Genomic DNA, 26,358 nt, shown 5'->3' with positions numbered 1-26,358 from the left:
CGGGAATGACGGCCGTGAGGATTACAACGACTCCGACGCAAAATCCGCCAGGCGTGAACGCTCGCCACGCCGCAGCGTGATATGCGCCGAATGCGCCCAATGCTTGAAGCGATCCACCGCATACGTCAAACCTGACGTGGTTTCAGTCAAGTAAGGCGTGTCGATCTGCTCCACATTGCCCAGACACACGATCTTCGTTCCGGGACCGGCGCGCGTGATCAGCGTCTTCATCTGCTTGGGCGTGAGGTTTTGCGCCTCGTCGATGATCAGATAGCGCGAAAGGAAGGTACGCCCACGCATGAAGTTGAGCGAGCGAATCTTGATGCGCGAAGCGAGAAGATCGTTGGTCGCTTGGCGCCCCCAACTGCCGCCTTCTTCCGGATTGGCGAGCACTTCGAGGTTGTCGGTGAGGGCGCCCATCCACGGCGTCATCTTTTCTTCTTCGGTACCAGGCAGGAAGCCGATATCTTCGCCAACCGACACGGTGGCGCGCGTCATGATGATTTCGCGATAGCGCTGTTGGTCCATTACCTGCGCCAGGCCCGCTGCAAGCGCGAGCAGTGTCTTGCCGGTGCCGGCAGTGCCGAGCAGGGTGACGAAATCCACGTCCGGATCCATCAGCACGTTGAGCGCGAAATTCTGTTCGCGGTTGCGCGCGGCAATACCCCACACACTGTGATTGCTGTGGCTGTGATCGTCCAGTAACACCAGTGTCGCGCGCATTTCGTCGACGTGAAGCACGCGCAGTTCCACGCTGTTGTCGCCGGGCAGGTACAGACACTGGTTCGCGTACCAATCCTCGTCTTCATGGCGATCGAACTTGTAGAAAGTGCGGCCGCGCTCGTTCCACGATTGCACTTCCGGATGGCGATCCCAGAAATCCTCCGGCAGCGCGGACGAACCGGTGTAGAGCAGGGCGAAATCGTCCAGCGCGCGGTCGTTCTCGTAATCCTCCGCATCGATGCCGTAAATCTTGGCCTTGATGCGCAGGTTGATGTCCTTGGTGACCAGGATCACCGAGCGCCCAGGATTCTCTTCGCGCAGCTCGATCACCGCGGACAAGATCTGGTTGTCCGCCTTGCCGTGCCCGTTACTAGTGCGCTGTTGGAAATACAGGCGTCCTACCGCGCCGCCGCGTTTGAGCGACACGCCTTCGGGGTTCTCCAGCGCCAGCCCGTTGCTGATGCCGTGGCCATTGCCGCGTTCGATCAGTTCATTGAGGAAACGGCTGACCTGGCGTCCGTTGCGCGAGACTTCCGAAGCACCTTTCTTCTTTTCGTCCAATTCCTCCAGCACCGTCATCGGGATAAAGATGTCGTGCTCCTCGAAGCGGAACAACGACGTGGGATCATGCAGCAATACGTTGGTATCGAGAGCGTAGATGCGCTTGCTTCCGGTCATGCGGAAGGAACCTCGCGAGGCAGGAGGTGGAGGAAACGTGGCACGTTGACGAGAGCGTGAGACGTGGAAATCACCGGGCAGGAATGGCGTCGAGCACCGCCTGGGCATGACCGGGCACTTTCACGCCCCGCCATTCCGCGGCGAGCTTGCCGTCGGGATCGATCAGAAAGGTACTGCGTACCACGCCCATATGACGTTTCCCGTACAGCACCTTCTCGTGGATCACGTCGAAGGCTTTGCACCAGGTTTCGTCGGGGTCGGATACCAGCGGGAAGGGCAGTTCCTGCTTGGCAGCGAAATTGGCGTGGGATTTCACCGAGTCGCGCGAGACGCCGAGGATTTCGGCATGGCGCTTCTTGAACTTCGGATAGAGGTCGCGAAAGTCTTTCGCTTCGTTAGTGCACCCAGGAGTGCTGTCCTTGGGGTAGAAGTAGAGCACTACCCATTGGCCTTTCAGTGAATCGAGTTTCAGCGTACTGCCGTCGCCGGTGACGCCTTGCAGCTTGGGGACTTTCTTGCCTAGTTCGGGCATGGGCTCTCCGGTAGCCAGCTTGCGTATTGCACTTGCTGGAACGGAGACTAGCGCGTGTTATGTGACGGAAACAGCCTTGTCAGATCGCTCCGCACGGAGCATTCTAGAATTTCACCGGATCCATGATGGCATCCAGATTCAGGCCATCGCAGAACTCCAGGAAATCGTCGCGCAAGGCGGCGATGTGTAACTTATCCGGCACCCCGATCGTGAACTGCGCCTGGAACATCGCGGCGCCCGTCTGCATGGCCTGGTAACGCATGGAACTCAACTGCTCCACGCTGATGTCGTGGCGGCTGAAGAAATCCACGATCTTCACCAGGATGCCTGGGCGGTCGGACGACACCACTTCAACCAGATAGGGCAGCAGATGGCCGCTGGGTTCGCGCAAGCTGGTGCGATAGTGCGTGAGGCGCAGTTCTTCCTCGCGGGCCAGTTTGGTGAGCGCGGTTTCGAGCTTGGCCACCGCATCCCAGGCGCCGCTGGCGAGCAGAGTGAGCGACGTATCTGCGCCGATGGTGGAGACGCGTGCATCGGAAAGATTGCAGCCGGCATCGGCAATGCGCCGGGCCAGTGCGAGCAGCGGCGTACGAGTAGCCGGCGTCAGCGTCTGGATCAGCAGTTGATGGTCATTGCTGGATCGCGCGGAAAAAGGGTTGGTGGACATGGATGGTGGCGACCCCGCGTCGTGCGGGATGACGACGAACGATACGCCAGCTTACTTGCCCGTCCCCGAAGCCCGCAAGTAATATGCCTGGTCCATATTTGTGCGAATCGCGCCATGAAGATTCACGGAAGCGTCTGCGCCCTGGTGACTCCATTCGGCTCGGATGGGGCGCTCGATCTGGTGGCCTTCGGTCGTCTGCTCGATTTCCAGATTGCAGGCGGTACCCAAGCGGTGGTCGTTGCCGGTTCCACCGGCGAAGCCCACATGCTCGAACACGATGAATACGATCGCCTGCTGGCCTTTGCGGTCGAGCACGTCGCCGGTCGTATCCCGGTGATCGCCGGTACCGGCGAGGCGGGCACCGCCAAAACAGTGGCGATCACGAAGCGCGCCCGGACGCTGGGCGCGGATGTCGCGCTGGTAGTGACGCCGTACTACGTGCGGCCCACGCAGGAGGGCCTGCGCCGGCACTTCCTGGAAGTGGCCGAGCATGGCGGCCTGCCGACGATCCTCTACAACGTGCCCAGCCGCACCGGTTGCGACCTGCTGCCGGAAACCACGGCGGCGCTGCGCGAGCATCACGCCATCATCGGCATCAAGGAAGCCCGCGGTGATGCCGAGCGCATCCAGCGCACTGCGGAACTTGTACGGCCGGATTTCGTCTATTTGTCCGGCGACGATGCCAGCGGGGCGCAAGCCATGCTGGCAGGCGCCGCCGGCGTCATTTCAGTGGTAGCCAACCTGGTGCCCAGGGCTTTCCGTGCGTTGTGCAATGCGGCTGCCGCGGGCGACCGCGCTGCCACCGCACGCTGCGATGCCGCGCTCGAACCGTTGGTGCAGGCGCTGAACTGCGCGCCGAATCCGATCGCGGTAAAGGCCGGCTTGCCGGAACTGGGGCTAGGCACGGCGATGCCGCGTCTGCCGCTGGTGGAGCTGGAACAGGGGCCGGCGCGCGAGCAGTTGCGCAAGGCCTTGGCGACTCTGGCATCCTTGGCGGATGCCGCTTGACCTGCTCGACTCAACTTCGGAATACAACGGAATCCAATTACATGAAGAAATCTTCTCTCGCCGTCGCCCTGCCGGCCCTGGTTATCACTGGCCTGCTGCTTTCGGGCTGCGGTATGTTCCGTTCCGAAAAAGCGTGGCAGTCGGCCAAGCAGGAATCGCCGCTGGAAATTCCGCCGGGCATGGATACACCCAACGCCAGTGCCGCGCTGGTGATCCCGCCGGGCGGCGCCAATCGGCCGACCGCCAACGGCGCTACTGCGCGCGTAGGCAACACACCGAGCACCATCACCGACGGCTTCGTCCTGGCCGACAACGTGGATGAAACCTATCGCCGCGTCGGCGAGGCGCTGAGCAACGGCGAAATCGGCACCCTGCAGGGGCATGACGACGCCTCGCATAGCTACAACATCAGCGTGCTGGCCTCCGACCAGCCGGCCGAAAAGCCGGGCTTCTTCGGTCGTATGTTCGGTCATGGCAGCAGTGGTGCGAGTGGCCCGAACGTTGCGCCGCGTCAGGTGGTGGTCACCGTTGCCAGCAGTGGACAGGGTTCGAGCGAAGTGCGTGCGCAGGGTGAGGCCGCAGCGGTGGCGAAGGTGGTGGATAGCCTGAAGTCGCGGTTGGGTGGCAAGGGCTGATTTTTTGCGGGATTCGGCTCTGCTGTTAGCGCGAATGAGCAGTTGCGCGAAAAACCGAATCCCACCTTATCGTCATTCCGGCGAAGGCCGGAATCCAGTTTCAATAAACCGTGCGAAGCACTCGAAATCGGTTTGGTGTCCTTCGGACGGCGTATCTGAACTGGATTCCGGCCTTCGCCGGAATGACATCAGGTAAGATTTACGCTTATCGAAAAACGTGCATTCAGAACAAAGAAAAAGGCACTTGCGCTTCGCGCAGTGCCTTTTTTCGTTCTTGCAGTACTGAACGCAGCGCTTATCAGCGCTCCAGCAAGTTCAACTTATCCGGCTTGTTTTCCCATTCCTTCGCATCCGCCAAGGCATCCTTGCGCACGGTGATCACCGGCCAAACCTTGGCGAGTTCCTTGTTCAGGGCAGTGAAACCTTCCTGTCCGGCAGGCACGTCATCTTCCGGATAGATCGCATTGATCGGGCATTCCGGCTCGCACAACGTGCAGTCGATGCACTCGTCGGGGTTGATCGCCAGGAAATTGGGACCTTCGTGAAAGGCGTCGACCGGGCAAACTTCGACGCAATCGGTGTATTTGCACTTGATGCAATTGTCGGTAACGACGAAGGTCATGCTGCCGTGTGCCTCTGGATCGAAAAATCCGATCATAATCGGAGGGTGGCGCTCCCAACGAGGTTCGAACTCGTGTTCCCGCCTTGAGAGGGCGGTGTCCTAGGCCACTAGACGATGGGAGCGTATTGCTGCGAAGCGCGCTAGTATAGCTGAATCGCCCCGTCCGGCAACGCCTGCAGACGCCCCCTCGCATCAGCTCAAGCACTTGCAGGACAATGCTTACGACCGGTTTCGGATGGTCGACGCATGCCAGACGTGCTCGCCCATCCGTCCGGATTTGGAAACCCGCAAGGATTTCGATCGCTTGAATCCCACAGCCAGGAACGACGCCAAGCTTGCCCTGCGCATCTTTCCGCGCGAGCAGCACACGATTTCCCGCAAGAACATCAGCAAGGCGGCCTTGCGCGTGCTCTATCGCCTGAACGAAGCCGGTTACGACGCCTATCTGGTCGGCGGCGCCGTGCGCGATCTGCTGCTGGGCGGGCACCCGAAGGACTTCGACGTGGCCACCAACGCCACGCCCGACGAGGTCAAGAAACTGTTCCGCAACTGCCGCCTGATCGGCCGCCGCTTCCGCCTCGCGCATGTGGTGTACGGCAATGAGATCATCGAGGTGGCCACACTGCGCGGTGCCAGCGAGGAAGAGGGCACCGAGGGTGACCGCCACATCGTCGATGGCCGCATCGTGCGCGACAACGTGTGGGGCACTATCGAGGAAGACGCGCTACGCCGCGACTTCCGCGTCAACGCGATGTACTACGACATCAGCGATTTCTCGGTGCGCGACTACGTCGGCGGCATGCGGGATCTGCAGGATCGCGTGCTGCACCTGATCGGCGATCCGACCACGCGCTATCGCGAGGATCCGGTGCGCATGCTGCGCGCCGCGCGCCTGGCGGCCAAGCTCGATTTTCGCATCGATCCTTCCGCTTCCGCGCCGTTCGCGGAACTCGGGCCGTTGCTGAGCGGCGTTGCGCCGGCGCGACTGTTCGACGAATCGCTGAAGATGTTCCTGGCCGGACATGGCCTGAAGAGCTTCCGCATGCTCGAGGAAAGCGGACTGCTCAAATACATGTTCCCGGCCACGGCGCGCGCGCTCAAGCGTGGTGACAAGGCGCTGCGCTCGCTGATTGAGCAGGGCCTGGAAAACACCGACGCGCGCGTGGACGAAGGTAAGTCGGTGACGCCGGCTTTCCTGTTCGCAGTGCTGCTGTGGGGCGAAGTGCGCGATCTGGCGCACACCTGGATCACGCACGGCAAGGACGTCAACGAAGCATGGTCGCGTGCTGCCATGCACGTGGTGGCCGAACAGTGCCAGCGCGTGGCGATCCCGCGCCGCTTCACCATCACCATGGAAGAAATCTGGTCCTTGCAGCCGCGTTTCGAGCAGATCCAGCGCAAGAAAGTGTTTCGGTTGCTGGCGCATCCGCGATTCCGCGCTGCGTTCGATTTCCTGCTGCTGCGTGCGGCGGAATCGCCGGCCATCGGCGAACTCGGCCAGTGGTGGGAGCATGCGCAACAGCTGCCGCATGAGACGCTGGCCGCGGCGCTGCCGCTGCATCAGGCAGCCGCGGCAGGCGAGCCCGAACCGGCGCCTCGTGCAGCCGCTACGCGCAAACGCAAGCGCCGGCGCAAGCCTGCTGCCGGCAAATCCGGGACGGCTTGATGCAGGCCTACGTTGCCTTGGGCAGCAATCTCGGCGATTCACGACAACACCTGCTGGACGCCATCGAGGCGCTGGCAGCGTTGCCGCATACCCAGGTGATCGCACGCTCAAAAATCTACCGCACGCCACCGTGGGGCGTGGTCGATCAGCCGGAGTTCCTCAATGCGGTGGTGAAGCTGGAAACGGTGCTAGAGCCGCACGAGCTGCTCGATGCGCTGCTACAGATCGAGCGCGCCGCCGGGCGGCAACGCAACGGCGAACGCTGGGGGCCGCGCACGCTCGATCTGGATTTGCTGCATGTTGCCGGCAAAACGGTCAACGATGAGCGCTTGACCTTGCCTCACCCACATATTGCTGATCGCGCCTTCGTGCTGCTGCCTCTGCACGACGTGGCGTCCGATCTCGAGATTCCGGGGCAGGGTAAGGTGCTCGACCTTCTGCGAACCGTTGATACGCAAGGCTGTGAAGCGCTCGCTTGAGCGTTGCCTACCCCGCGCGGATAATTGTTCATCGCAACATAAGGCTGCACTGACCCATGTACGTGGAAAACGCTAGCGCTCCGTCTCGTAAGCCGGTCACCGTGCCGGGTCTTCACACCATGAAGGCGGAAGGGCGCAAGATCGTGATGCTCACCGCGTACGATGCCAGCTTCGCTACACAACTGGAACTGGCTGGCGTTGACATCGCGCTGGTCGGCGATTCGTTGGGCATGGTGGTGCAAGGCCAGCGTAGCACCTTGCCGGTAACGCTCGATCAGATGGTCTATCACACTGAGTTGGTGGCGCGCGGCTTGTCCGCCACGTTGCTGGTGGCCGACATGCCGTTCATGGCCGATCGCAACGTCGATTACGCACTGGAAGCCGGCGCGCGATTGGTCGGCGAAGCGGGCGCAGCGATGGTGAAGATCGAAGGCGCCGCGCCGCATATTCTTGAAGCGATTCACGCACTCACCGAACGCGCCATTCCGGTTTGCGCGCATCTGGGCCTTACGCCGCAGTCCGTGCACAAGTTCGGCGGCTACAAAGTGCAGGGCCGTGAGCACGAAGCGGCAGAGCGTGTGCTCAGCGAGGCGCTGGCGGTGCAGCAGGCCGGTGCCGACATTCTGGTGTTGGAAGGCGTACCCACGCCGCTGGGCGAGCGCGTCACCAAGGCGCTGAACATACCTGTCATCGGCATCGGCGCTGGCCCACATTGCGATGGTCAGGTGCTGGTGATTTACGACATGCTAGGCATCACGCCCGGCAAGCGTCCCAAATTCAGCAAGGACTTCCTTGCCGGCCGCGGTTCGGTGAACGAGGCGATTGCCGCCTATGTCGCCGACGTGCGCAGCGGCGCGTTTCCCGCAGCCGAACACGGTTACAACTAGAGCAGTCTTTTCATGCAAACCATTCAAGACGCAGCAGGCCTGCGCGCCACAATTCGCGGCTGGCGCGCGCAAGGGCACATGATCGGTTTCGTGCCGACCATGGGTAACCTGCACGCGGGGCATCATTCGCTGGTGAAGCTGGCGCGCGCCCGCGCCGATCGCGTGGTGGCGAGCGTGTTCGTCAATCCCACCCAGTTCGGGCCGAACGAGGATTTCGAACGCTATCCGCGCACGCTGGCGCAGGATCAAGCCGGCTTGGCCGAGTCGGACTGCGATGTGCTGTTCGCGCCGGACGTGGCTACGGTGTATCCCTTCGGCTCCGACAAAAGCGTGAGCCTGCATGTGCCGGAACTTACCGACACGCTGGAAGGTGCGCATCGCCCCGGCCATTTCGACGGCGTCGCCACCGTGGTCTGCAAGCTGTTCAACCTGGTGCAGCCGGATATCGCGATCTTCGGGCAGAAAGATTTCCAGCAGCTCAAAGTGATCGAACGCATGGTGCGCGACCTTTCCCTGCCGGTGAAGGTGATGAGCGGCCCGACCCTGCGCGCCGACGATGGCCTGGCGCTCAGCTCCCGCAACCAGTACCTGTCGGCGGCCGACCGCGCCACTGCGCCGTTGATCTATGAAACCCTGCAGCAGATGCGCGACCTGATCGCCAAGGGGCACGCCCGCAAGGTGGTAGAGCAGGCGGCGGCGTCCAAGCTAGAACGCGCCGGCTTCGTCCCCGATTACGCCGCCATCCGGCGCGCCGAGGACCTCGCCGAACCTGCCGACGGCGAGCACGAGGGCCTGGTAGCGCTGATCGCGGCCCGCCTCGGCACTACCCGGTTGATCGATAACCTGTTGTTCGACTAGCGGTTACCGGGGGATTGAACGCCTAACGGCCATCCCCATTTACGGCCCGTGTGCCGTTGCAGCCATGGCGGTAGCGGCTGGATAATAGCGAGCTATGCAGGCAGTTCCTGCTGGAATGAAGTCATGCACCTGAACATGCTGAAGGCGAAGATCCATCGTGCCACCGTGACCCACGCGGAACTGCACTATGAAGGTTCGATCGCTATCGACGGCCTGCTGCTCGACGCATCGGGCATTCGCGAATACGAACAGATCCACGCCTGGAACATCAACAACGGCAAGCGCTTCGTCACCTATGCGCTACGTGCCGAAGAAGGCTCCGGCATCATCTCGGTGAACGGCAGCGCCGCGCACCGCGCGCAGCCCGGCGATTTGGTCATCATCGCGGCCTTCGTGCACCTCGACGAGGCGGAAGTGGAGAAGTTCCAGCCGACGCTCGTCTATGTGGGCGAAGGCAACCGCATCAGCCATATGAATCGCTCGATTCCGAAGCAGATGGCTGCGGCGTAATCGCCGCTGTGCTTTTCCCTCTCCCCTTCGGGGAGAGGGCAGGGTGAGGGGCCAAACTGGCCTGAAATCTCCCCGGTGTGTAATCCCCATGGTCGTCCATGGTCGTCATTCCCGCGAAAGCGGGAATCCATTTTCGCTTTTCGCCTGAGGGCAACAATGGATTCCCGCTTTCGCGGGCATGACGTCGAATGAAACTTTAGCTGTGTTTCGCCAGCGCCCAAGCAACATGCTCACGCACAATTGCCGAAGGATGCTCCGCCCGCGCCCGCAGTGCCGCGCAAACTTCCTCCGATGACGGCGCATTCCCCAGCGCCACTGCGATATTGCGCAACCACCCTTCATAACCGGTGCGGCGAATCGCCATGCCCTCCGTGCGTTGCAAGAATTCCTCTTCGCTCCAAGCAAACAATTCCACCAGTTTGGCGCCATCCAGGCTGTGCCGCGGCGCGAAATCCGGTTCGGTCGCGTCTTGCGCGAATTTGTTCCACGGGCAGATCAATTGGCAATCGTCGCAGCCGAAGATGCGGTTGCCCATCGGCGCGCGCAGTTCTTCCGGAATCGAGCCTTTCAGTTCGATCGTGAGATAGGAAATGCAGCGACGGGCATCGAGCCGATATGGCGCGACGATCGCCTGTGTCGGGCAGATATCGATGCACTTGCGACACGTGCCGCAATGCGCGCTGGCTGGTTTGTCGACCGGCAGCGGCAGGTTGGTATAGAGCTCGCCGAGGAAGAAGTACGAGCCTGCGTTGCGATCGATCAGCACGGTGTGTTTGCCAATCCATCCCAAGCCCGCATTGCGTGCCAGCGCCTTTTCCAGCACAGGCGCGGAATCCACATAAGCGCGATAGCCGAAATCGCCGACTGCGCCGCGGATGCGTTCCGCCAGCTTCTGCAGCCGATTGCGCATCAGCTTGTGATAGTCGCGGCCCAACGCATAACGCGCCACGTAACCTGCTTCGGTGTCGCGGATGACATCCCAGGCATGCTGCGTACCGGGCGGCAGGTAATCCATGCGCACCGAAATCACGCGCTGCGTGCCAGGTTCGAGTTCATCCGGCCGGCTGCGCTTGGTGCCATGGCGCGCCATGTAATCCATCTCGCCGTGATAACCGTCGTCCAGCCAATTCTGTAGATGCTGTTCGTCCTGCTCCAGTGTCACGCCGCTGATGCCGGCCTCGGCAAAGCCGAGCTCGCGCGCCCAGCGCTTGATATCGCGGGCGAGTGCGGCGTAATCGGGGGCGATGTGCGTGGACATGTGCATAGTTTAGAGCCATCCCTATAATCCGCCGATGCACGCTGACCGCCATCTTCGCGATCTCTACACCGTCGAGCAGGTTCGCGCCCTCGACCGGCGCGCCATCGGCGATCTGGGCATCAGTGGCTTCGAGCTGATGAACCGGGCCGCCACTGCGGCTCTCGCTTGCCTGTGTCGACAATGGCCGCAAGCACGGCGGCTTGTGGTGTTCTGCGGGCCAGGCAATAACGGCGGCGACGGTTATCTGCTGGCCAGTCTTGCCTATGGCGCGGGCATGGGTGTCGAGGTGGTGGAACTCACCGATGCGGCGAGCGGCGATGCCGCGCACGCGCGCGACACCTGGCAACGCGGTGCGGGTGTAACGCATCGCTGGCATCAGGATGCCTCGCTGCCGCAAGCCGACGTGTACGTGGATGCGCTCTACGGCACCGGTTTGAACCGTGCGCCGGATGCTGTCGCGAGCACGCTGATCGAACGTATCAACGCTTCGGGCATTCCCGTGCTGGCGCTGGACGTGCCGTCGGGATTGAACGCAGATACCGGTCATTGTCCGGGCGTGGCGACTCGCGCGCAGGTAACGGTGAGCTTCATCGCCGCCAAGCGGGGCCTGTACACCGGACAAGCAGCAACGAAAGTCGGCACGATATTCGTCGATCCGCTTGGCCTGCCGGACATCCTTTGGCAAGGCATGCCTGCCGACGCATCGCTGCTCGATGCCATGCACCTTGGGCCGCGCGCACGCGATGCGCATAAAGGTGATTCCGGACATGTGCTGGCGATCGGCGGCGATCACGGCACCGCGGGCGCGATTCGCATGTGCGGCGAAGCGGCGCTGCGTAGCGGTGCCGGTCTCGTAAGCGTCGCCACACGCGAAGAAAACCTGTTTGCCTTGAACAGTGCGCGCCCGGAACTGATGGCGTACGGCATCCACGGCCCGCAGGAGCTGCAGCCGCTGCTTGCACGCGCCACCGTGCTCGCCGTGGGACCTGGCTTGGGGCAGGGCGCCTGGGGCCACGCACTGTGGCTGACCGCGCTCGACAGCGGCAAGCCGCTGGTGCTGGATGCTGATGGACTGAACTTGCTCGCGCGCGAGCAGCGTCGTTTTACGACACCGGCGGTGCTTACGCCGCATCCCGGCGAAGCGGCGCGACTGCTCGAAAAGAATAACCCCGAAGTGCAAACGGATCGCTTCGCCTCAGCACGTGAATTGGCGCAGCGCTATGGCGCCGTGGTCGTGCTGAAAGGAGCGGGTTCTCTCATCGCTAATCCAGATGGACGTTTAGACGTCTGTACGTGGGGCAATCCCGGCATGGCCAGCGGCGGCATGGGTGATCTGCTCACCGGCGTGATCGCCTCGCTCATGGCCCAGGGTTGCTCGGCCTGGGATGCGGCGCGTATTGGTGTCGGCCTGCATGCGCGCGCCGGCGACATTGCTGCTCGCAAGGGCGAACGCGGCTTGCTTGCCAGCGATCTGCTGGAACCGCTGCGCGCGCTCGGCAATGGAATCGAGCATGACTGAACAACACTGGGACCTGCCCGACGAGGACGCCACGCGTACCTTGGGTGCACAGCTTGCCGGTGCGCTGGACGGCGGCCTGGTCATCTACCTGCGCGGCGAGCTGGGTGCCGGCAAGACCAGCTTCGCTCGGGCGCTGCTGACGGCGTTGGGCGTGGGCGAACGCATCAAGAGCCCGACCTACAGCCTGGTCGAGGGTTATCAGACCCGGGATGGTCGCCCCGCCTGGCATCTGGACCTATATCGCATTGCAGATCCCGGTGAACTCGAATGGCTGGGCCTGGACGCGCTGGCCGACTCCGCCGCGGTGGTGCTGGTGGAATGGCCCGAGCGTGGCCGGGGCGCGCTGCCCGCGCCGGATATGGAAGTGCAACTGGGATATCGCGGCACCGGCCGCCATGCGCGTCTGCAATCGAAAACGGCACGCGGCGAACGGGCGCTGGCTTGCCTCGGATGAGACGCAGCCTGCCATAAGTGCTGGAGCCAATTAGGAAAACTGAACGGGCAGACTGCGCAGAACCTACCCCGCAAAATGCGTGGCTTATGGCCGATAGCTTGACCTGATCTGACAAATGCCGTGCAGGTCATGGAAAAACAAGGGAAAACCTCTTGCATTCAGCCAACTGCTGCGCTTCAATGCGGCACCATGAGGGGCTATCTCACTCGCATTGCTAGCTTGGTTGGTACCGCGATCCTGGTCGCGGCGCCGGGTGCTGTCCTGCATGCCTCCGATGTGAAGGACGCCCGCGTCTGGGCCGGCCCCGACTACACCCGCGTGGTGTTCGATCTTTCCGGCCCAGCCAAGTACAAGCTCAGCCAGAATGGCGACCAAATCGTGCTCGATCTGGCCGACAGCCGCGCCGCGGGCAAGCTCGCGCCTTCGGCGCAAGGCCTCTTTAAGGGGTTGAACAGCGCATCACAGGGCGATGGCCTGCGCATCACGGCGTCGGTAGCGCCGAATAGCCAGCCCAAGACTTTCCTGCTTGGCCCGTCCGGTCAGTCGGGTTATCGACTGGTGCTGGATCTTTACCCGGGTAGCGGCCAGGCACCCGCCAAGTCCGCCGCGCCGGATGAGGCAGGCGATACGGCCGTGGCGTCGAGCAAGCCGGCGCCGACCAGTTCCAACGCTTCCACGGTCGCCGACAGAGACGACGATGCTCCGGCGCCGGTGGTGGTCAACGCCAGCAGCAAGCTGACCTCGCGCAAAGGGGTTACCACACGCCAAGCGGCGGTATTGCTCAATAGCCAGCGCCAGGTAGTCGTGGCCGTCGACGCGGGCCACGGCGGCAAGGACCAGGGTGCGCATGGCCCCAACGGCGTGCTGGAAAAAGATGTCACGCTCGCGGTGGCGCGCGCACTGGCTGCCCAGATCAATCGCCAGCCCGGCATGAAGGCCATCCTTACGCGCGATGGCGACTACTTCATCCCGCTGAAGCAGCGCTACGAAATCGCCCGCCAGAATCAGGCCGACCTGTTCGTCGCCGTTCACGCCGACTCGTACCCGGGCAGCGACGCCAAGGGCGCGTCGGTATGGGTGTTGTCCCCGCGCGGCAAGAGTTCGGTGGCCGCGCAGATGCTGGCCGATCGCGAAAACAGTTCCGACCTGATCGGTGGCGTATCGCTGGCCGCGGAGAACGACGGCCTCGCTTCCGTGCTGCTGGATATGCAACAGGGTTGGGCCGTGCAGGCCAGTGAAACGGTGGCCCAGAACGTCCTCAACGCCCTGTCGGCGATCGGCCCGACGCATCGTGGCTACGTGGAGCACGCCAACTTCGTGGTGCTGCGTTCGCCCGACGTACCCTCGATCCTGGTCGAGACGGCCTTCATCAGCAATCCGACGGAAGAGCGCAAGCTGCGCGATCCCTCGCATCAGCAGCAGTTGGCGACAGCGATTATGGATGGCGTGAAGGGCTACTTCATGAGCAGCCCGCCGCCTGGCACCTGGTTTGCGATGGAAGCCGCGCGCCGCAAAGGCATGTCGCCGGCTGACAGCGACGTAGCAGCCAAATCGGACACGATCGCCAGCGCTTCCGAGCCTGCGGATGCTGATGCGCGCGACTTGCACCGCGTTGCCAATGGCGAAACTTTGCGCAGTATCGCCAAGCAATACGGCGTGAGTGTGGACTCGCTCAAGAGCGTCAATGGCATCAACAGCAACAGCGTGCGTACCGGCACGATGCTGGTGATCCCGAACAGTTAGCAATGGCTGCGTAGGCTGGGATTGGCATCCCAGCCTACGAGCCACATCGATATCCGGATAGTTGATGGGACGCTGCGCTGCTAAGCTTGCGTCCCATGTCCCGCATCCGCCCACTTCCCCCCGAGCTCATCAACCAGATCGCCGCCGGCGAAGTGATTGAACGGCCTTCGTCGGTCGTGAAGGAACTGGTCGAGAACAGTCTCGACGCCGGTGCGGCGCGCGTCGAAGTCGACATCGAGCTCGGTGGTGCGCGTTTGATTCGCGTGCGCGACGACGGCGACGGCATCGCTCCCGAGGATCTTCCGCTGGCCGTGGCCTCGCATGCCACCAGCAAGATCGGCAGCTTCGACGATCTGGAACATGTGGCGAGCATGGGCTTCCGCGGTGAGGCGATCGCATCGATGGCCTCGGTGGGACGCTTCGCCATGACCTCGCGCTTGCGCGGCGCGGACAACGCCTTTCGCATCGAAGTCGACAGCGGTCGCATGCAAGACGTGCGTCCCGCGCAACATCCGCAAGGCACCAGCGTGGAAGTGCGCGACCTGTTCTACAACGTGCCGGCACGACGCAAATTTCTCCGCGCCGAGCGCACCGAGTTCGCGCATATCGACGATCTGCTCAAATCTCTGGCGCTGGCGCGCGGCAGCGTAGAGTTCCGTCTAAGCCACAACGGCAAATCGGTGCGTGTGTGGAAGTCCGCGCGCGATGAGCAGGCCATGCTGATGCGCGTGGCCGAAGTGCTTGGCGAGACGTTTCCACAGCAAAGCCTGCGCATCGATCATGCTTCGGCAGGCATGCGTTTGTCAGGATGGGTGGGATTGCCGACCGCCTCGCGACCGCAAGCGGATGCCCAGTATTTCTACGTGAACGGCCGCCTGGTGCGCGATCGTGTGGTGGCGCATGCGGTGCGGCAGGCTTATGCCGATGTGCTGTTCCACGGCCGTTATCCGGCCTTTGTGCTTTATCTGGAACTAGATCCCATCGGCGTGGACGTCAACGTGCATCCGGCCAAGAGCGAAGTGCGCTTTCGCGAACAGCGCCTCGTGCACGATTTCCTGTTCCGCACCCTGCATGAAGCGCTCGCGGAAACGCGCGCTGGCCAGCACGTGCCAGTGGAAACGCCGGACTGGAATGCCTCTGCGGATGTGGCGTCCAACGGAGTGCAGCAGTTCAGCCGACAAGTGAGCAACAACTGGCCGAACAACGCAGCGCAGAGCCGCCTGCATCTGGGTGTGCGCGAAGAACCGCTTGCCGATTACGCGGCCTTGCTAGGCGGCGACGTAACAGTCGCGCCGACGACCGTGGCGTTTCAGGCCATGCCCGCGGCGGATGCCAGCGAAGCGCCGCCACTGGGTTACGCCATCGCGCAGCTCAAGACCATCTACATCCTCGCCGAGAATGCGCATGGTCTGGTGCTGGTCGACATGCATGCCGCGCACGAGCGCATCACCTATGAAAAACTGAAAACCGGTCGCGCGTGCAGCAACCTGCGTTCGCAGATCCTGCTGGTACCGCTGTCGGTGCCGGTTAGCGCGAAGGAAGCCGCCGCGGCCGAAGAACACGCTGAGGCGCTGGCCGACTGGGGCCTGGAGCTATCGCGCAGCGGTCCTTCCGCAGTGGTGGTGCGGCGCATTCCGGCCTTGCTGGAAGGCGCGGATGTCGCCGAACTCACCCGCAGCGTGCTCGGCGAACTGGCGCAGCACGGCAGCTCGCGCCAGCTGCAGGAGCTGGAAAACGAATTGCTGTCCACCATGGCCTGCCATGGCTCGGTACGCGCGGGCCGTCGCCTTACGCTGCCGGAAATGAACGCCCTGCTGCGCGAGATGGAGGCCACCGAGCGCTCCGGCCAATGCAATCACGGCCGCCCCACCTGGGTGCAACTGGGCATGACGGAACTGGATAAGCTTTTTCTGCGCGGTCGTTAACGATCGCTTGTGCTACGCACAAATGGACGTCCATACTCGGGGCATCCCATTGCATCGAGCGGAGTGAACCCCATGTGGCGTAACGTCCTGGCCGGACTGATCCTAAGTACAGGAGTGGCCCTCGTGCATGCCGATACAACGCAACAACCTGTGACGCCCGATGCCTACCAGCAAAGCATCGAGCAATGGCGCACCGCGCGCGTTGCGCGGCTGACCGCACCAGACGGCTGGCTCAGCCTGATCGGGCTGGAATGGCTGCAGGAAGGTGCGAACAAAGTCGGCACCGCATCCGATAACGACATTATTCTGCAAGCTGGCCCCGCGCATCTGGGCGTGATCACGCTCGACAAGAGCGGGCAGTTGCATATCAAGCTGGAAAAAAACGGCGGCGCGACGATCGACGGCAAGCCGGTGGAAGAAGCCACGCTGATCGATGACGCGCACGTAACCGGCAACGCATCGCCCACCAAGGTTTCCTTCGGAGAGGCGAACTTCTACGTGATCGATCGCGAAGGCCGCAAGGCGCTGCGCGTAAAGGACACCGAAGCCGCCACGCGCAAGCACTTCCTTGGCATCGACTATTTCCCCATCGATCCTTCATGGCACATCGTGGCCGACTGGGTGCCCTTCGATCCGCCGCACGATCTGCAGATCGGTTCGGTGATCGGCACCATCGACACGGTGAAAGTGCCGGGCAAAGCGGTGTTTACGCGCGACGGACACACTTACGAATTGCTGCCGTATCAGGAAGAGCCGGGCGGCGAACTATTCTTCGTGCTTGCCGATCGCACCTCCGGTCACGAAACCTACGGCGCTGCGCGTTTCCTCTACGCCGCGCTACCGCAGAACGGCAAAGTGGTGTTGGATTTCAACAAGGCGTACAACCCGCCGTGCTCGTTCACGCCATTCGCGACATGCCCGTTGGCGCCGCCGGAGAATCGGCTTGATTTGCGGATCACGGCGGGTGAGAAGAAATACCGCGGCGGGCACTGACAACATGCGTAATCCTCATGGCCGTCATTGACCAGCTTCGCTGTTGTAAAGCGCCTCCGCGAAAGCGAACTGCTGTCAGGGAAAATGAAGCGCCAGGAAAAAGTCTCGCACGTCTCCTGATGCTTGAATTTCTCCTTGAAATTCAATGCCACCGATTCGTCGCCCCGGCGAAAGCCGGGGTCCAGTGACTTTGACGATTTATAAGTCGCTGGGTCCCGGCTTTCGCCGGGATGACGAGCTCCAAGCATTACGGCGAATCATGCTCCGCAGTTTTTCCGGACAACAGTGTGCTTTCGCGGAGGCGCTTTACAACAGCGAAGCTGGTCAATGACGGCCATGGGAATACGGATTCACTTTCCGACAAACACAGCCTTGCGCTTCTCCAAAAACGCACCCGTCCCTTCCTTCATATCTTCCGTCGCAAACATCAACGCAAACCCTTGGGTTTCGAACTCCAACCCCTGGTCCAGCGATGTCTCACCACCTTGCAGCACAGCATCGAGAATGCTGGCCGCAGCCAGCGGCGCGGCGGCAGCCAGTTGATCGGCCAGCGCATTAACCGTTTCATCCAGCGCTTCGGGCGCGACCACGCGGGTGACGATGCCCAGTTCATAGGCGCGCTGCGCGTTGATGGTGCCGCCGGTCAGGCATAGTTCAAGCGTGGCGCCACGACCCGCCAAGCGCAGCAGGCGCTGGGTGCCGCCGAAGCCGGGGATCAGGCCGAGGTTGATTTCGGGCTGGCCGAACTTGGCTTTCTCGCTGGCGATGCGCAGATGGCAAGCCATGGCCAGTTCCATGCCGCCGCCTAGCGCAAAGCCCTGGATGCGCGCGATCACCGGTTTGCCGAGCCGTTCGATGCTGCTCATCAGCCGCTGGCCAGTACGCGAAAAGCTCTGTCCCTGGACTGGTGTGCAACCGTTCATCTCGCTGATGTCCGCGCCGGCCACGAACGCCTTGTCGCCGGCGCCGGCCAGCACGATCGCCCGCACGGCGTCGTCCTGCGCGGCTTGGCTGAAGGCCAGGGTCAGCTCGTTCAAAGTCTCGCGATTGAGCGCATTGAGCTTGTCCGGGCGATTGACGGTAATGGTGCGCACGGCACCGCGGTTGGCGATCTCAAGGTTGCGGTAAGCCACGATGGACTCCGTATCAACGTAAAACGCGGATTTTAGCAGCGGGAACCTTTGCCATTCCCGGCTTTCTCACAGCCTGTTCGATGTCTCCTCAAGGTTTTCGATCATGTTGTCCGATGTTGCCATCCGGGGATGTCGAACCCTCTGCGCATCGCGCCGAACCTTCGGCATGGCTGCATCGGACGACCGAACCGCTTAGGATGGTGGTTTTCGCCGTATGCTTAGAGCCCGCCCATATGTCCCCAGGTCATCCATGCCGGTTCTGTTGGCCGCTCACAAGAAATGCCGGCCGCACGGAGGCGTTGGGCGGCACCGCTCCATGGAGAAAGCAATGACACATACGCGTTGGCTGCTTCCAGTTCTTCTGCTGCTTGCCGTGTTCGCGGTCCAGGCGCAGGGGACGAATGCGTCCAGCCCGTCGCAGCCCCCGGTGGTGAAGCTCGACAAGCACAAGCTTTCCTACGCCATCGGCTACCGCATCGGCAGCCAGTTCTCCGAGGGCGATTTCCCGGTGGACATGGCCGTGCTGCAAAAGGCCATCGAAGATGCCTACGCCAAGCGCGCACCGTCCGTGTCGAAGGAAGACATGTACAACCAGTTGGTCAGCCTGGGCGAGCGCATGCACGAGCAGGCTCTGGCGGAGTTCAATCGCATCGCGGCCGAGAACGCGAAAAAGAGTACCGAATACATGACCCATAACGCCACGCTCCAGGGCGTGGTGCAGCTCCCTTCGGGCATCCAGTATTCGGTCATCAAGACAGGCAGCGGCACCATCAACCCGGGCATCGACAGCCTGGTCACGGTCAACTACCGCGGCATGCTGATCGACGGCACCGAGTTCGACAGCACCTGGGCGCACGGCTCGCCCGTCACCTTCACCGTGGACAAGGTGATCCGTGGTTGGCAGTACGTGATCCCGCGCATGCACGTGGGCGATCGCTGGAAGGTGGTGATTCCGCCTTCGCTTGCCTACGCTGAACACGGTGCGCTGCCGCGTATCGGTCCCAATCAGGCGCTGGTATTCGACATCGAACTGCTCGACATCAAGCCGCCGAATCCGCAGGCGCCGAGCCCTTGAAGGCGGGGAACTGGAAGCGGGGAACAGGGAACGTGTAGAACAACGTGGAATGGCGCATTCTCGTTAGTTTTGCGGCCACACCAAGGCGAATCGTGCTAGAAGTTTAAGGTCCGGCGCCCACTACAAGTTCCCCATTCCCTGTTCCCCGTTCCCCGCTTCAATTAGCATTGTGGGCGCATGTCGAACTCTCCCCAGCTTTCTCCCCAAGCCATCCTCAGTCCGTGCATCGGCATCTGCCGTCTCGACGAGCGCGGTTATTGCCAGGGCTGCTATCGCACCGGCGATGAAATCGCGCGCTGGCTCAGCATGAGCGAGGACGAGCGTTCACATTACATGGACGTGGTACTTCCCGCGCGCGAGTCCGCATGATGGAAGCCCTGCAGCGCGCCTTGCGTCCGCTGTCGCAGCCTCCGACGCCGCCCGGCTGGAATCATGTCCAGATGACCGAACTGATCGGCGAGATGGAACGCCGACCCGCCGCCGTGCTGATCGGCCTGCGCGACGAGCACGAGCCGCGCATGATCTTCACCGTACGCACCGATCATCTGAGCTCACATGCGGGGCAAGTTGCGTTTCCCGGTGGCAGCGCCGATCCCACGGACGCCGATGCGCTGACCACCGCCTTGCGCGAAAGCGAGGAAGAGATCGGCCTGCATCCTTCGCTGGTGACGCCGCTGGGCTACCTGGATTGCTTTGAAACCATCAGCGGTTTCTGCATCACGCCGGTGGTTGCGCGCATCACCGCCGATGCGCAATTCCATCCTGCGCCGGACGAAGTGGCCGAAGTGTTCGAAGTGCCGCTGGACTTCCTCCTGGAACCTTCGAACCTGAAACGCTATGCGATGGACTTCCGTGGCCACCGCCGTGAGATGGTGGAATTCCGCTACCAGGGTTATCGCATCTGGGGCGCTACGGCAGCCATAGTGCAGCATCTCTTGCAGAGGATGGAGCAGCCATGAAAAGCACTTTAATCTCCGCCGAAGAACTCGCAGCGCTGCCGCCGGATGGCGTGCTGATCGTCGATTGCCGTCACGATCTTGCCGATGCGGAAAAGGGCGAGCGCGATTATCACGCTGAGCACATTCCTGGCGCGGTCTTCGCAAATCTGGATCGCGATCTCTCCGATCTCAGCCGCGTTTCGCTCGGCCTGGGGCGCCATCCGCTACCTTCGGAAGCAGCGTTTTCCGCCGTGCTGGCGCGCTTGGGCTGGCGGCCCGGCTTGCAAGTAGTGAGTTACGATGCCAGCAATGGTTCGCTCGCAGCGGCGCGTTTGTGGTGGCTGCTGCGGCTGTGCGGCGTGCGTGAAGTGGCGGTGCTCGACGGCGGTTACGCTGCGTGGAAGGCGGCGCATCTGCCGGTGTCGCAAGAGATTCCCCAGCGACAGTCGACACAGGTAAGCGTGCAGTACGATCCGAGCCAAGTCGTGCTCGACCACGCCGCCGTCGCCAACATGCCGAACGAACTGCTGCTCGATGCACGCGCCACACCGCGCTATCGCGGCGAAGTCGAACCGATCGATCGCGCCGCCGGCCACGTGCCGGGCGCGGCGAACCGCCCGTTTACCGAAAACCTGCAAGCCGATGGGCGATTCAAGTCGCCTGCCGAGTTGCGTGAGGCATTTCGCGCGGTGATCGGGGATCACGCGCCGGAACACGTGGTGCACATGTGTGGCTCCGGCGTGACCGCCTGCCACAACCTGCTGGCGATGGAGCATGCCGGGCTTGCAGGTTCGCGCTTGTATGCGCCGTCGTGGAGTGGGTGGATTAGTGATCCGTCGCGGCCTGTGGCGAAGTAACTACTGAGTTTTTCGCTATTCGCAACACTCTTGCGAAAAGATCCAACATTTCCTTACCGTCATTCCGGCGAAGGCCGGAATCCATTTTGCTCTGTGCGAGAGTGAAGATGGATTCCGGCCTTCGCCGGAATGACGACAAGGCGAGGCCGAGCATCCTCGCAAGGAACGCTTGCCTGTTGCGAATAATGGAAAGTTCAATAAGTCAGACGCTTATTTCGCCTTGCTCTTCAACCTATCCACCAACGCCTGCAACGCCGCCTGCGTTTGCGGATGAAAGAACGCATCCACAAACGTATCGATCGGCAACGCATCGACATCCGCAAACGTGTAAGTGAGATCCGCACGTGCGATCTGGCGCGTCCCCAGCATGGCATGCGAGGGCAGGGCGATCGTTTCGTTGAGCCAATGCAGTGCGCGCGTGGTGACCTGTTCCACACCGGTGAGCTCATCGACAAAACCGCAGGCCAGCGCCTGGTCCGCGTCGATCAGTGCACCGGAAACCAGCAGGCGTTCCGCGCGATACGCACCCACCACGCGGCGCAGCGCCATCTGGATGCAATCGGGCGCAATCAATCCTACCTGCACTTCGTTCAAACCGATGCGGTAAGGCCCTTGCGCCATCACGCGGTAATCGCAGAACAGCGAAAGCACCGCGCCGCCCGCGGGACTGTGGCCGGTGATAGCCGCGGCAACCGGCACTGGCAAATGCGCGAGCGCGGCGCAAGTGGCAAAGAACTCACGCCAATATTCGCGTACGCCAGCACGATCGCGTGTCAGCAAGGCTGGCACATCCACACCGGCCGAGAACATGCCTTGCGCGCCGGACAGCACGATGCCGCGCGCGCCTTCTTGCACCGCTTCCGCTAAAGCGTTTTGTAGGGCGCGCAGCAGTTCAAGGTTCAGCGCATTGACGGGTGGACGCGCGAGCTGGATTTCGGTGACGGCGTCGTGTTTGGTGATGTGGAGCATAAGGAGTCCAGATGATGAGTAAAGGCGTATCTTGCCTCATCGTCATTCCGGCCTTCGCCGGAATGACGATGAGGCAAGTTTGAACCTCACGAAGGATCAAGGCTGCGGCTGATCATCAGCCGTCCAGGTATACCGCACCGCATACTCAAGCACAGCCTTGCCATTGGCAGGCACCTCGACCTTAAATTCCAGCGTGTCGGTCGTCTGCTTGCTAGGCTTTACGCTGGATGAGGTGACGGTCCATTGCCGCCAGCGGTTCGGATGTTCGCGCACAGTCACGGTGCGGGCGCTTTCACCAGCATTGGTGAGTGTGATGCGGAACGCCTCATCCATCGTGCGTCCGGCTTTGTCTGCATGGAAACTCGTGCGCTCGCGTTGGCCTCGCAGATCGAACGCCGTGCCCAGCGTGATCATGGCATCGCTGCCCTTGGGCGTGTCGTTGATACGGCCCTCGCCGATGAATTGCGGCACACCGTTGCGATCGGCAGTCAGCACGCGCAGATAGCCGGCGGGCAGGCTGTCGAAGGCGGTGAAGCGCAGTGTGCTGATGATGCTGGTGTTGTTGTCGGTGTTGAATGTTTCGTTGAGCATCGGCTGCGGTGGCATCCAGTTGCCGCCGTTCTCATAGAGCGCCGTGCGCTCGCATCCGACCGCACGCGCGGCATAGAGAGGCACCTGGCTGATGCTGCCGTCGGGCAGGTCGACCGGCGCGGGCAGGGTATAGCTGCGGTAATCGCCCATGGACGATTGCTCGGGCATCGCTTCGGCCGCCGCGGGTGCAGCCATCGCGCGCATCATCATCGGGCGCGGCGCGCTGGATTTGGCGAAGTTGGGTTCGCCGGCAATCAAGGTCAAATGAATATCGTGCCAGTCGCGGCCGCTGCGATTGGCGATGCTGGCGCGCGATTCGAATTGCATGTTGCATGTATTGCCTGGCTGCAACGTGGCGACGTAAGCCGCGCGCCAGCCGATGCCGGAGGTGGGATAGCTCAGCACCGCATCGGCCTGGCCGCCGCGTGAGGCGTCGACGCGCAAGCGCAGGCTAGAGCCGGTCGGAAAATTCCCACCCTCAGCATTCACTGCCGCGTATTGCCGGATCAAAGTCGTGCCATTGCCGCTGCGCACCACGAGCCCATCTGCGCCGGCGCGCAGCAAGGTGCCGTTGGCCAAGGGCTGGCCGTTGTCGCCAAGCACGCTGATGGTGCTACCGGTCAGACCCGTCAATGCCGAATTGGGGCCTTGCGCAAGCAACAAGCGCTGCGAAATGACCTTGGCCTCGCCACCAGGAAAACCGAGCGCCATCGCTTCGGCATCGAGCTGATTGGGTAGATCGCCCAGCACTACGTCGTGCACGCCGGACTGCAAGGCAATGCTGCGCTGTTCGCGTACGACCGCATAACCATCATTGGCGTTGGTATCGCCGCTGCTTGCGTACAAGGAAGGGCTGTCGCTGCGATACAGCGTGATCGACGCGCCATCCGCGGCATCCGCCCGCGATGCGCCCAAAGCGGCCATGGCGACGGCGAGAACGGTTCGATAGTGGATCGACATGCTGCACTCCTTTGGCGGACGATGCGTCCGATCATAGCGAGCGCAGTGCGGCGGCGTATGTGCTGCCGCAAGCATCATTCCTTCGCGCTTCAGGACTTGTCGCCGGGGTGTGCCGCGACGGTCCCAGAACGAGTGCACTGCTGTCCGCGAAAAATTAGCGAAGGGAACAGCAGTCGTGCGGGTATCTCCATCCATGCCGGAATCGACTCCCTCCCCTGCTTGCAGGGGAGGGTTGGGGTGGGGTGAGTACTTGCCATGAACTTTCCCGCAAGTGTTCACGCCCTCCCAACCTCCCCCTGCAAGCAGGGGGAGGGGCTTGTTCCACGCTTCGCTTTTACCTCTGCAGAGCGGCGCAAATGTCCACGGACAACAGTGGAAACGAGCGGGCTTATTGCTTGTCGCCCTCATGCTGCACATTCACCATCCACGGCACGCCGAACTTGTCCACCAGCATGCCGAAGCCTTCGCTCCAGAAAGTTTTCTGAAACGGCATGGTGACCTGGCCGCCTTGCGCCAGGGCGTTGAAAGATTTCTCGCCCGAAGCGACGTCGTCCGCCGTGATAGAGAGGCTGAAACCGGAGTGCGTAATCTCGTCCTTGCCACCTTGGCCATCCGACATCATCAAATGCGTGCGGCCAATCGCCAGCGTGGCGTGCATGATCATGTCAGCGGACTCAGGCGATATCGTATACGAGGGATCCGGCGGTGCATCCTTGAAACGCGACTTGAACACTTCGACGGCGCCGAGTGTATCGCGGTAGAACGCGATGGCTTCTTCGCAGCGGCCTTGAAAGAAAATGTACGGTTGAATGTTCATGGGACCTCCGGTGGATGAGGCGAGCAGATTGCCATTGAGCCTTTGCTTCGCGAAGACACAATCGTACGCCGCGTGGTGAAGGCTTATGGTTAGGCACTGCGCAAGGGTGAAGCTCGCGGGTATCACCGGCTGTCCGATTCATTCGGACCATCGGCTTGGCAGGACCTGATTAGCCCCGAAGCTCTAGCTTTGCCTTGAACAGTTCCCTCTCCCCCGGAGGCATGGGTATCTACATTTTTTTCTGAAGTCCGAACCTTCCTCACCGTCATCCCAGCGAAAGCTGGGATCCAGCGCCTTTCAACCTCGCCTTGGCACATCAAAAAAGCCAACGTCACGGGATCCCAGCTTTCGCTGGGACGACGACGGGGTGGATTGGAGCCTCCGGCAAGTTGTGTAGATACCTATTCCCCGGAGGGGAGAGGGAGCGCGCAGGTAGCGCGATACTTTCTCCACACAGCCTTCATGATCACCGTGTTCACATAATCTACACGACACACGGAACGCCCTATCGCATCCGGAAGACCAACATATGGACGGTTTTTCACTAAGCGTGGTGCTTGCGGACGATCATCCGGCATTGCTAGCGGGCGTGCAGCAGGGCCTGTCCTCGGTCGGCACCATCCGGGTAACCGGCACGGCGGGCAACTCGACCGAACTGATTCGCCTACTCGACATGGATGGCTGTGACGTCCTTGTTTCCGACTACTCCATGCCAGGCAAGGAATATGGCGATGGCATGACGCTGTTTTCGTTCATCCGGCGCCGTTATCCGTCGATCAAGCTGGTCGTGCTGACCATGCTGGACAACCCGGCCATGCTCGGCGCCTTGCGGGATCAGGGCATCTGCTGCCTGGTCAGCAAGGCCGACGCGGTCAGTCATCTGATTCCCGCCATCCATGCGGCCGCAACGGGCGGTACGTACTACTCGCCTGCCATGGAGAAAATTGTGCGCATGCTCGATATGAACGGGCGGCGCGGAACCTCCGAAGCGCTGAGCAAGCGCGAGCTTGAAGTGCTGCGGCTATATGCCAGCGGCCTGACCGTCAATGAGATTGCCGAACGCCTCAATCGCAGCAAGAAAACCATCAGCACCCAGAAAGGCCGGGCCATGCAGAAGCTGGGCATCGAACGCGATGTGGATCTGCTTCGCTACGCCATCGAGCACGGCATCGTTGCCGGCGCGTCGCAGCCTGGTATGCCGGCGTCGCGAGAAACGCCGCACAATTAATACTTGCGAAGAAGATCGATCTTGCCCATGCAGCCTCCTGATTAGCGTCGAATCTCAGCTTGCTGTGCTTTTTTGCTCGTCGTCCCGGCGAAAGCCGGACGTAGCCTTCAGTGGCGAATGCGATGTGTGCCTCGAACATCGCGTTTGAATAGACGGCCAAAGCACGCAGTAGCGAATTCGCGCGTGAAAATTAACGACCGCTTTCTGCGTCATCCACCAAATCTTACCGGTGTATATGTGATGTTCACGAACCGCTTCATCAATTGGAACAGCATGAAGCGGCGATAGTTACGTGTGACGTGATCTAAGTTGCGGTCACTGCCGCCAATCCACTCCACCGAGCGGCATGTTTGAAACGAATGGTTACTGCTCCCCCATGCGTGAACGCGCGCGTGGCCAGAATCAGTCGTGCCTCGCTTCATTGCATTTCACAGCTACTTCACGGAGGGGGTCGGTTTGTCGTCCGCCCATAAACCATCGATCCCCTAACCACCTTCGCGGGTTGTTGGGTTTTTTTGTGTGAAAGCCAACGTGTTGAAGCAGCAATTCTTCAAAGGTTCGCACGACGCCAGGCATACGCGTGTGCGGATCGTCATCACCGGTGCCAAAAGCGAGCCAGTTACTTGAACTGTC

The 26,358-nt window shown here is 61.8% G+C and carries 24 protein-coding genes, 1 tRNA gene and 1 pseudogene; 16 read left to right on the top strand and 10 right to left on the bottom strand.

Features of this window, described 5'->3' with window-relative positions; translation table 11 throughout:
* Positions 1-21: 21 nt before the first annotated feature.
* From ISP18_RS04365 to ISP18_RS04355, 3 genes are all read right to left on the bottom strand, one after another.
* Positions 22-1,401, bottom strand: a complete 1,380-nt coding sequence (locus tag ISP18_RS04365; protein WP_380017360.1) for a PhoH family protein — start codon at positions 1,399-1,401, stop codon at positions 22-24.
* 70 nt (positions 1,402-1,471) lie between these two features.
* Entirely contained in the window at positions 1,472-1,933 is a 462-nt protein-coding gene (locus ISP18_RS04360) for a peroxiredoxin (RefSeq protein WP_380017358.1), read from the bottom strand.
* 103 nt (positions 1,934-2,036) lie between these two features.
* Positions 2,037-2,600: a glycine cleavage system protein R gene (locus ISP18_RS04355; protein ID WP_196240315.1), complete on the bottom strand. Its 564-nt coding sequence runs from the start codon at positions 2,598-2,600 to the stop codon at positions 2,037-2,039.
* Positions 2,601-2,714: 114 nt separating this feature from the next.
* On the opposite strand from ISP18_RS04355, the gene dapA reads away from it, so the two are divergent.
* Together dapA and ISP18_RS04345 are read left to right on the top strand one after the other, a co-directional pair.
* On the top strand, positions 2,715-3,608 hold the full coding sequence (gene dapA, locus ISP18_RS04350; protein WP_380017356.1) for a 4-hydroxy-tetrahydrodipicolinate synthase: 894 nt from the start codon (positions 2,715-2,717) through the stop codon (positions 3,606-3,608).
* 41 nt (positions 3,609-3,649) lie between these two features.
* Positions 3,650-4,243, top strand: coding sequence for a hypothetical protein (locus tag ISP18_RS04345; protein ID WP_380017354.1), 594 nt, complete (start codon positions 3,650-3,652; stop codon positions 4,241-4,243).
* Between the two features lie 298 nt (positions 4,244-4,541).
* Here the strand turns inward: ISP18_RS04345 and fdxA are convergent, their stop codons facing one another.
* Positions 4,542-4,865 carry a ferredoxin FdxA gene (gene fdxA, locus ISP18_RS04340; protein ID WP_380017352.1) on the bottom strand — a complete coding sequence of 108 codons (324 nt, stop codon included), beginning with the start codon at positions 4,863-4,865 and terminating at the stop codon, positions 4,542-4,544.
* Between the two features lie 46 nt (positions 4,866-4,911).
* Positions 4,912-4,987: transfer RNA gene (locus ISP18_RS04335), tRNA-Glu, on the bottom strand.
* 182 nt (positions 4,988-5,169) lie between these two features.
* Between ISP18_RS04335 and pcnB the strand changes: the two genes are divergently transcribed.
* The 5 genes from pcnB to panD all read left to right on the top strand — a co-directional run bounded on the left by pcnB (position 5,170) and on the right by panD (position 9,265).
* Positions 5,170-6,531 (top strand): polynucleotide adenylyltransferase PcnB, encoded by a 1,362-nt coding sequence (gene pcnB / locus ISP18_RS04330; protein ID WP_380017350.1) that lies wholly within the window; start codon positions 5,170-5,172, stop codon positions 6,529-6,531.
* Complete coding sequence (folK, locus tag ISP18_RS04325) at positions 6,528-7,010, top strand: 2-amino-4-hydroxy-6-hydroxymethyldihydropteridine diphosphokinase (protein WP_380017348.1); 483 nt, start codon at positions 6,528-6,530, stop codon at positions 7,008-7,010. Before pcnB ends, folK begins: the two co-directional genes overlap by 4 nt.
* 56 nt (positions 7,011-7,066) lie before the next feature.
* Positions 7,067-7,897, top strand: a complete 831-nt coding sequence (panB, locus tag ISP18_RS04320) for a 3-methyl-2-oxobutanoate hydroxymethyltransferase (RefSeq protein WP_380017346.1) — start codon at positions 7,067-7,069, stop codon at positions 7,895-7,897.
* Between the two features lie 12 nt (positions 7,898-7,909).
* Entirely contained in the window at positions 7,910-8,755 is an 846-nt protein-coding gene (panC, locus tag ISP18_RS04315; protein WP_380017344.1) for a pantoate--beta-alanine ligase, read from the top strand.
* Between the two features lie 123 nt (positions 8,756-8,878).
* Positions 8,879-9,265: an aspartate 1-decarboxylase gene (panD, locus tag ISP18_RS04310; RefSeq protein ID WP_380017342.1), complete on the top strand. Its 387-nt coding sequence runs from the start codon at positions 8,879-8,881 to the stop codon at positions 9,263-9,265.
* A 196-nt stretch (positions 9,266-9,461) separates the two neighbouring features.
* Here panD and queG read toward each other — a convergent pair whose 3' ends face one another.
* Positions 9,462-10,529: a tRNA epoxyqueuosine(34) reductase QueG gene (gene queG, locus ISP18_RS04305; RefSeq protein ID WP_380017340.1), complete on the bottom strand. Its 1,068-nt coding sequence runs from the start codon at positions 10,527-10,529 to the stop codon at positions 9,462-9,464.
* Between the two features lie 28 nt (positions 10,530-10,557).
* On the opposite strand from queG, the gene ISP18_RS04300 reads away from it, so the two are divergent.
* The 5 genes from ISP18_RS04300 (at position 10,558) to ISP18_RS04280 (ending at position 17,157) form a co-directional block, all read left to right on the top strand.
* Complete coding sequence (locus ISP18_RS04300) at positions 10,558-12,042, top strand: NAD(P)H-hydrate dehydratase (RefSeq protein WP_380017338.1); 1,485 nt, start codon at positions 10,558-10,560, stop codon at positions 12,040-12,042.
* Positions 12,035-12,496 (top strand): tRNA (adenosine(37)-N6)-threonylcarbamoyltransferase complex ATPase subunit type 1 TsaE, encoded by a 462-nt coding sequence (tsaE, locus tag ISP18_RS04295; RefSeq protein WP_380017336.1) that lies wholly within the window; start codon positions 12,035-12,037, stop codon positions 12,494-12,496. Before ISP18_RS04300 ends, tsaE begins: the two co-directional genes overlap by 8 nt.
* 189 nt (positions 12,497-12,685) lie before the next feature.
* On the top strand, positions 12,686-14,239 hold the full coding sequence (locus ISP18_RS04290) for an N-acetylmuramoyl-L-alanine amidase (protein ID WP_380017334.1): 1,554 nt from the start codon (positions 12,686-12,688) through the stop codon (positions 14,237-14,239).
* 95 nt (positions 14,240-14,334) lie between these two features.
* Positions 14,335-16,164, top strand: coding sequence for a DNA mismatch repair endonuclease MutL (gene mutL, locus ISP18_RS04285; RefSeq protein ID WP_380017332.1), 1,830 nt, complete (start codon positions 14,335-14,337; stop codon positions 16,162-16,164).
* Positions 16,165-16,236: 72 nt separating this feature from the next.
* Positions 16,237-17,157, top strand: a complete 921-nt coding sequence (locus tag ISP18_RS04280) for a DUF1684 domain-containing protein (RefSeq protein WP_380017330.1) — start codon at positions 16,237-16,239, stop codon at positions 17,155-17,157.
* Positions 17,158-17,507: 350 nt separating this feature from the next.
* On the opposite strand, the gene ISP18_RS04275 is transcribed toward ISP18_RS04280, so the two are convergent.
* Positions 17,508-18,290, bottom strand: a complete 783-nt coding sequence (locus ISP18_RS04275; RefSeq protein ID WP_380017328.1) for an enoyl-CoA hydratase/isomerase family protein — start codon at positions 18,288-18,290, stop codon at positions 17,508-17,510.
* 328 nt (positions 18,291-18,618) lie between these two features.
* Between ISP18_RS04275 and ISP18_RS04270 the strand changes: the two genes are divergently transcribed.
* The 3 genes and pseudogenes from ISP18_RS04270 to ISP18_RS04260 all read left to right on the top strand — a co-directional run bounded on the left by ISP18_RS04270 (position 18,619) and on the right by ISP18_RS04260 (position 21,160).
* Positions 18,619-19,365, top strand: coding sequence for an FKBP-type peptidyl-prolyl cis-trans isomerase (locus tag ISP18_RS04270; RefSeq protein WP_380017326.1), 747 nt, complete (start codon positions 18,619-18,621; stop codon positions 19,363-19,365).
* A 177-nt stretch (positions 19,366-19,542) separates the two neighbouring features.
* Positions 19,543-20,324, top strand: a pseudogene (locus tag ISP18_RS04265) (CoA pyrophosphatase).
* Entirely contained in the window at positions 20,321-21,160 is an 840-nt protein-coding gene (locus tag ISP18_RS04260; protein WP_380017324.1) for a sulfurtransferase, read from the top strand. Before ISP18_RS04265 ends, ISP18_RS04260 begins: the two are co-directional and overlap by 4 nt.
* Positions 21,161-21,370: 210 nt before the next feature.
* On the opposite strand, the gene ISP18_RS04255 is transcribed toward ISP18_RS04260, so the two are convergent.
* The 3 genes from ISP18_RS04255 to ISP18_RS04245 form a co-directional block, all read right to left on the bottom strand.
* Positions 21,371-22,129: an enoyl-CoA hydratase/isomerase family protein gene (locus tag ISP18_RS04255; RefSeq protein WP_380017322.1), complete on the bottom strand. Its 759-nt coding sequence runs from the start codon at positions 22,127-22,129 to the stop codon at positions 21,371-21,373.
* Between the two features lie 96 nt (positions 22,130-22,225).
* Positions 22,226-23,680, bottom strand: coding sequence for a DUF4139 domain-containing protein (locus ISP18_RS04250; RefSeq protein WP_380017320.1), 1,455 nt, complete (start codon positions 23,678-23,680; stop codon positions 22,226-22,228).
* Positions 23,681-24,068: 388 nt separating this feature from the next.
* Positions 24,069-24,497, bottom strand: coding sequence for a VOC family protein (locus tag ISP18_RS04245; protein ID WP_380017318.1), 429 nt, complete (start codon positions 24,495-24,497; stop codon positions 24,069-24,071).
* Between the two features lie 529 nt (positions 24,498-25,026).
* Between ISP18_RS04245 and ISP18_RS04240 the strand changes: the two genes are divergently transcribed.
* The gene (locus ISP18_RS04240) at positions 25,027-25,725 is read left to right on the top strand and encodes a LuxR C-terminal-related transcriptional regulator (protein ID WP_380017316.1); all 699 of its coding nucleotides are present in this window, start codon (positions 25,027-25,029) and stop codon (positions 25,723-25,725) included.
* Positions 25,726-26,358: the final 633 nt, after the last annotated feature.

Source organism: Dyella humi (genome assembly GCF_044904605.1).
Taxonomy (GTDB): domain Bacteria; phylum Pseudomonadota; class Gammaproteobacteria; order Xanthomonadales; family Rhodanobacteraceae; genus Dyella_B; species Dyella_B humi.
The sequence above is the reverse complement of the archived record's forward strand: the minus strand, read 5'-3'. Positions and strand labels throughout refer to the sequence as shown.